Source organism: Kitasatospora sp. NPDC007106, assembly GCF_040634455.1.
Classification (GTDB): Bacteria; Actinomycetota; Actinomycetes; order Streptomycetales; family Streptomycetaceae; genus Kitasatospora; species Kitasatospora arboriphila.
In genome coordinates, this window is record NZ_JBEYFP010000397.1 from 1 (window position 1) to 5514 (window position 5514).

General features: G+C 74.2%; 5 protein-coding genes. 1 reads left to right on the forward strand and 4 read right to left on the reverse strand.

All coding sequences use genetic code 11. The features are described 5' to 3' along the window. The 4 genes from ABZ641_RS24445 to ABZ641_RS24460 all read right to left on the reverse strand — a co-directional run. A partial coding sequence (locus ABZ641_RS24445) for a hypothetical protein (protein WP_359984912.1) occupies nucleotides 1-1418 on the reverse strand: 1418 nt, incomplete at its 3' end. Nucleotides 1419-1535: 117 nt separating this feature from the next. Continuing rightward, complete coding sequence (locus tag ABZ641_RS24450) at nucleotides 1536-2126, reverse strand: TetR/AcrR family transcriptional regulator (protein WP_344623380.1); 591 nt, start codon at nucleotides 2124-2126, stop codon at nucleotides 1536-1538. Nucleotides 2127-2224: 98 nt separating this feature from the next. Beyond that, complete coding sequence (locus ABZ641_RS24455) at nucleotides 2225-4156, reverse strand: M12 family metallo-peptidase (protein ID WP_359984915.1); 1932 nt, start codon at nucleotides 4154-4156, stop codon at nucleotides 2225-2227. Nucleotides 4157-4296: 140 nt separating this feature from the next. Then, nucleotides 4297-4917: a hypothetical protein gene (locus ABZ641_RS24460; protein ID WP_359984917.1), complete on the reverse strand. Its 621-nt coding sequence runs from the start codon at nucleotides 4915-4917 to the stop codon at nucleotides 4297-4299. 114 nt (nucleotides 4918-5031) lie between these two features. Between ABZ641_RS24460 and ABZ641_RS24465 the strand changes: the two genes are divergently transcribed. Then, a partial coding sequence (locus ABZ641_RS24465; RefSeq protein ID WP_359984920.1) for a nitronate monooxygenase occupies nucleotides 5032-5514 on the forward strand: 483 nt, incomplete at its 3' end.

The window sequence follows — 5514 nt, forward strand, 5'->3', positions numbered from 1 at the left end:
CCCGGTGACCGTCCGCGCGGCCGCCGGGCGGCGCGGCCCCTCGCAGGACGGGCGCTGACGCCGGGCACGCCGGGCACGTCGGGGGCGACGGCGTCGAAGGGGTCGGCGAGGGCCTCGCAGGCCGCCCGGACGACCGCCTCCGCCGCGTCCAGTGCGTCCAGGGCCGTCACCGTGTCGGGGGCACGGGCGGCCAGGGCCACGCCCGCGGTCGGCAGTTCCTCCCAGCTCGCGGTGGGAATCGTCGGCAGCAGGCGCACGCCGAACCGCTCGCAGCGCTCCGCGAGTTGGGACAGGTGCGCGAGCAGCGCCTGCTGCGGCAGCCGGGCGCCGAGCGGCAGCATGTCCAGGGTGCGGACCCGGTGGCCCGGGCCGTGCACCGCGTCGAGGCGGGCCGCGAGCACGAAGGCGACGGCGGGGCCGGTGAGCCGCAGGTTGGCCTCGGTCGGGGCGAGCCGACCGGCCGGGTCGGTGACGAAGTCGACGTCGTACCAGCCGCGGTGGCCCGCCCGGGCGAGTTCGGCGCCGACGGCGAGGCCGAACGCCTCCGCGGTGGCGGCCGCCCGCGGAGGCACCGCGCCGGGGCCGGCGGTGGCGCCCCGGTAGCTGGTGCCGTCGACGTGCATCACGGCGGTGCCGACCGGGTGCACGGTGCCGTCGTCGGCGATCACCGCGTCGAAGGTGAGGTTCCGCAGCCGGCCCCGCCCGGGGACGTACTCCTCCACCAGCAGTCTGCCGCCGGGCGGCAGGACGCCCTCGGCGGCGAGGCCGCGCAGCAGCGCCCGGGCGCCGCCTGCCGCGGTGGTGTCCCGCGGGGTGACGACGGCGGTGCCGTACCCGCCGACGCCGTGGTGGGCCTTGAGGACGGCGGTCTCGCCGCGGCGGGCCAGGGCGGCGAGCAGCCGGGAGGCCCGCCGGGCCGAGCGGGCCGGTCGCTGACGGGGCACCAGGACGCCCGGGTGCCCGGCCGCGGTGCGGGCGAAGAGCTCGTGCGAGGCGGCCTTGGACTCGTAGTGGTGGACGGCCTCCAGGCCCGGCCCGGCGGTGCGGCCCCAGGGGCGGACGGGCAGGCCGAGCCGCTCGATGCCCTCGCACAGGGCCGGGCGGACGGCGAGCGTGCCGCGGACGGTGCCGTGCTCGTCGGCGAGTCCGGTGTGCAGCTCGACCGGGCCCCAGGCCAACTCCCGTGCCAGCCAGGCCGTCCACTCCGCGTCGGGTTCGCCGGGCAGCAGCAGCGCGGCCGGGTCGGGGGTGTAGAAGGCGGCGAGGCAGGAGTAGTGGTGGGCCTGCCGGCGGGCGGCCGGGCTCTGCGGGACGAACTGGGCGTTGAAGTCGGCGACGTCGCCGATGTGGACGGCGCGTCGTCCGCCGTCCGTCCAGGCCTGCTGCCACTGCGATGCGTCCACCTGCCGGGTCCCCATCGGTCGAGCCTACGGCCCGGCCGGACCGCGCACGGCATGTCCGGGCGAAAGCCGGAGAGGGCCCCGCTCAGTCAGAGCCGGAGGGGCGCCGCTCAGTCGGAGCCGGAGGGGCCCCGCTCAGTCGGACCGGACGAGGCGCTGCACGGCGGGCCAGAGGCCGTCGAGCCGGGCCGGGTCGTCGGCGAGCTTGGCGAACAGCACCGCACCCTCCAGCTGGGCCACGACCGCGCGGGCCGTCCCGGTGTCGGCGGCGACCGGCGCGGTGGCGGCCGCTTCGGCGAGGACGCCCTGCACCAGGGCTGCCTGCTCGTCGAAGATCTCGGCGAGCCGGGTCTGGATCTCCGGCTCGCGGCCGCTGAGTTCGAGGGCGAGGTTGCCGAGCAGGCAGCCGCGGACGCTGCCGCCGCCGGCCTTGTCGGCCCGCTGCGCCGCCGCCTGGGCGTCCAGCAGGTGCCGCAGACGTTCCAGCGGAGGCCGTCCGGGGGTGCCCAGCAGGGTCTGCCAGACCTGCCGCTGCTGCGTCCAGTGCGCGTCGACGGCGGCGAGGGTCAGCGTCTGCTTGGAGGCGAAGAAGTGGTAGAAGCTGCCCTTCTTGACCTCGGCCCGGGCGCAGATCTCGGCGACGCCGAGGGCCGAGTAGCCGTGGGTGTGCAGCAGGTCGCCGGCGGCGTCGAGCAGTCGCTCCTGTGCCGTGCTGCTCCGTCCCATGCGGCGAGTATACGGTCGGTCAACTACTCCGCCCGCGGCATGCCGGCGCCCCGGACCGGGAGGTCCCGGTCCGGGGCGTCCGTACGTGCGCTCAGTGCTCAGTGCTCGGCGGTCGGTTCCTGGTGCCACTCGGAGTTCCGGTCGACCCGCAGGACGAGGTACTTGTCCGTCTCCTGGTTCTGCGCGTGGTCGACGGACCGGTAGAGCAGCCGGTGCTTGCCCTCGCCGGTCACCACGATCGGGCCGGTGTAGGTCTGCCAGCCCCTGCTGTCGAGGTTGTACTCGGTCATGGCGACGCCGGAGAGGTCGTCGGTGGCGGTGAGGACGACCCGCACCTCGCCCTTGTGGCCGCCTTCGCCCTGGTGGCCGCCGTCCTTGTGCGGGTGCGCGCTCGTCCGGGCGGTGGTGACCGGCGGGGTGACGTCCACGGGGAGGTCCATCGCCTCGTCCTCGGGGGTCGCCTCGTTCTCCAGCGTCGGGGCCGGGACGCCGGCCGAATCCGCGCCGGAGTGGCCGACCGCACCGCCGCGCAGGACGAGGGCGTTCCAGTCGTCGTGCCCGGCGAGGGCGGTCTGGCTGCCGTCGCCGTTGACGTCGACGCCGACCTCGGTGTCGGAGATCCGGCCGTCGCAGTTCCAGTCCACGGCGGCCTTGCTCGACTGGATGGTGACGAACTTGCCGACCGTCCCGTCGATGCCGGGGCAGAAGTGGCTGACGTCGTAGAGCGGGTTGGTCGGCGGGTAGACCCGCTCGTCCAGGGCGGTCTCGTTCAGCGACAGGTTCTGCCGCGAGTAGTCGAGGAGGCCCTTGGTCGTCCCCACGGTCAGGCCGAACTGGTAGCTGTAGTTCATCACGCTGAAGTACTGCGGCTCGTGGTTCGGGATGTCCGAGTTGCCGCTGTGCCGCAGGCCGAGATTGTGGCCGAGCTCGTGCATCAGCGTGCCGGCCTGCTCGTCGACGGTGCCGACGCTGTTGGTGAAGCTGCCCAGGCTGACGATGAGGTCGCTGCCGGGTGTGCCGGCGGAGATCCCGCTGGAGCGGGAGCCGCTCTCCAGGTTGTGGGCGGAGATCGCGTAGTGGAAGATCGGCCCCCGCGCGGTGCTGCGGAAGCCGCCCGTGGCGTTCTTCAGCGCGGTGAAGGCGTCCCACTGGTAGAGGCCGTCGACCTTGGTGCCGAGGTTGGTCGTCTCGGTGAGCTGCTTGGCCCGGCTGAGGGTGCCCCAGGTGGTGTTGGTGGCGAAGTTCATGATGCTGTTGGGTCCGGCGTCGATGTGCAGGTTGATGCCGGTGCCGGTCTGCCCCCGCTTGTTGTACGGCGCGTTCTTGAAGGCGTCCACGACCTTCTTGATCGCGGCGGGGTCGATCGCGTGGCTGTGTGCGGTGCCGGCCATCCAGTCGAGCTGGACGAAGACGTCGGGCCGGTTGACGTCGGCGCCCATCGCCGGCAGGTCGATGAACTTGGCGGCGCTGCCGTCGCCCGGGTCGAGGGTGACGCCGTTCAGCTTCCACGCGTCGGGGATGCCGTCACAGGTCTTGGAGTTGCAGTCGAAGGTCCAGTGGACGGGGGTCTGCGGGTCGGTGCCGCCGGTGTGGCCGATCACGTACCCGGTGGGCGCGGACTCGGTGTACGAGTTGGGCCCCGTGAAGGGCACGTCCCAGCCGATCCGGGTGGTCGCGCCGTTCTCCCCCTGCACGGTGTAGTCGATCGTCCCCCTGGTGCCGTACGCGGACTGGCAGGGCCCCACCGTCCAGGTCGCGGTGGTTCCGGCCGCGATCGTGGCCGGTGCGAAGGGGATGAGGCACCCCTCGGGCACGTTGATGGCGAAACCCGTGAGGTCGCGGTCGCTCTTGTTCTCGAACTGCACGGACACGGTGCCGCCCGCCCGGCGCGCGGCCGCGGCCGGTGTGATCGACGCGGCGACCGTGAGCAGGGCCAGGACCAGGACGAAGAGCGCCGCGAGCCCGCCTCGCCGGGGCGCCCCGGCGAGACCCGGCCCGCCCGGGGCGGCGAGGGAACGATCTACAGTCATGCCCGTCACGCTAGGCATCTGATTGACGACACCCCGTCACGACTCGACGGAGTGTCACTCCGACGGCCGCCACCGGCCGCCCGCCACGGCCCCGCGACCGGGCGGGCGGGTGCGCGGGCGGGCACGGCGACGGGCGGGCCTCAGTGGAAGACGATCGCGCGGCCGGTGGCCAGGCTCTCCCGGCAGGCGCCGTGCAGCACGTACCAGGCGGACTTCTCCGCCTCGTACGGGTCGTCCGCCGCCACGACGGGGTCGGCGGTGGCGGCCGCGGTCTCCGGGCAGATGCCGATCGCCGGTGCCAGGCGCCGGAGTTCGGCGAGCAGTTGCCCGGTGGAGCCGACCATCCCACCACCCGCGACCGCGGCCTCCTCCGACAGGAACACCGGGTCGTCGAAGTCGGCGGGCACGTAGTAGCCGGCGCAGTCCGAGTGGCAGAGCAGGTGCGAGGAGAACATCAGCGCCTCCTCCTCGACCTCGCCGCGGTCGCAGTCGTACTGGTCCGGCTCAGTGTCGGCGGCGGGGGTGACGGCGCCGTGGCGGCGCAGCACGAACGCCCGCCGCAGGTGGTGCAGGTGTGCGTAGGGGAAGCCGCCGCTGTGGCCGGCGCGGCCGGTGCCCGCGGGCGCGGGCTCCCGCCAGTCGATGCCCTTGGCCTGCAGCGCGTCGGCGAGCACGGCGAGTTCACGGGCGTGGTGGGCGGCGCCCTCCGGGTCGTGGCGGTCGAGGTCGTCGAGCAGGCCGACGGTGATCGAGAGTCCCATGGACGGACACGGTAGGGCCCGCCTACGACACGGCCGGTTCCGGGGCGGTCACCACGAATAGTTGACCGGTCGTCTAGCATGGCGGGAACGTCGACAGCGAGGGAGCGCATCGTCATGAACACACGCGCCGTGGGCCGGTTCTGCGAGCTGGTGGGCCTGGAGCACCCGGTGGTGCAGGGCCCGTTCGGCGGAGGAGCGTCGTCGGTGGCCCTGGCCGCCGCCGTCTCCGAGGCCGGCGGACTCGGCTCGTTCGGGGCCCACCACCTGCAGCCGGACGCGCTGACGCAGCTGGTGAAGGACCTCCGCGCCGCGACCTCCCGGCCGTTCGCGGTCAACCTCTGGGTGCCGCAGCCGGGCGAGGGCGAGACCCGCGCCACCGCGGAGGACGTCGAGCGGCTGCACCCGTACTACGCCGAACTGGGGCTGCCCGACCCGTCCACCGAACTGCGCCGGCCGGACTTCGACGAGCAGGTCGACGCCCTGCTGGAGGTGGCTCCGCCGGTGATCAGCCTGGTGATGGGCCTGCCGCCGGAGCGGCTGGTGGCCGGGGCGCGGCGCCGCGGCATCCCGCTGATCGGCACCGCGACCACCGTCGCC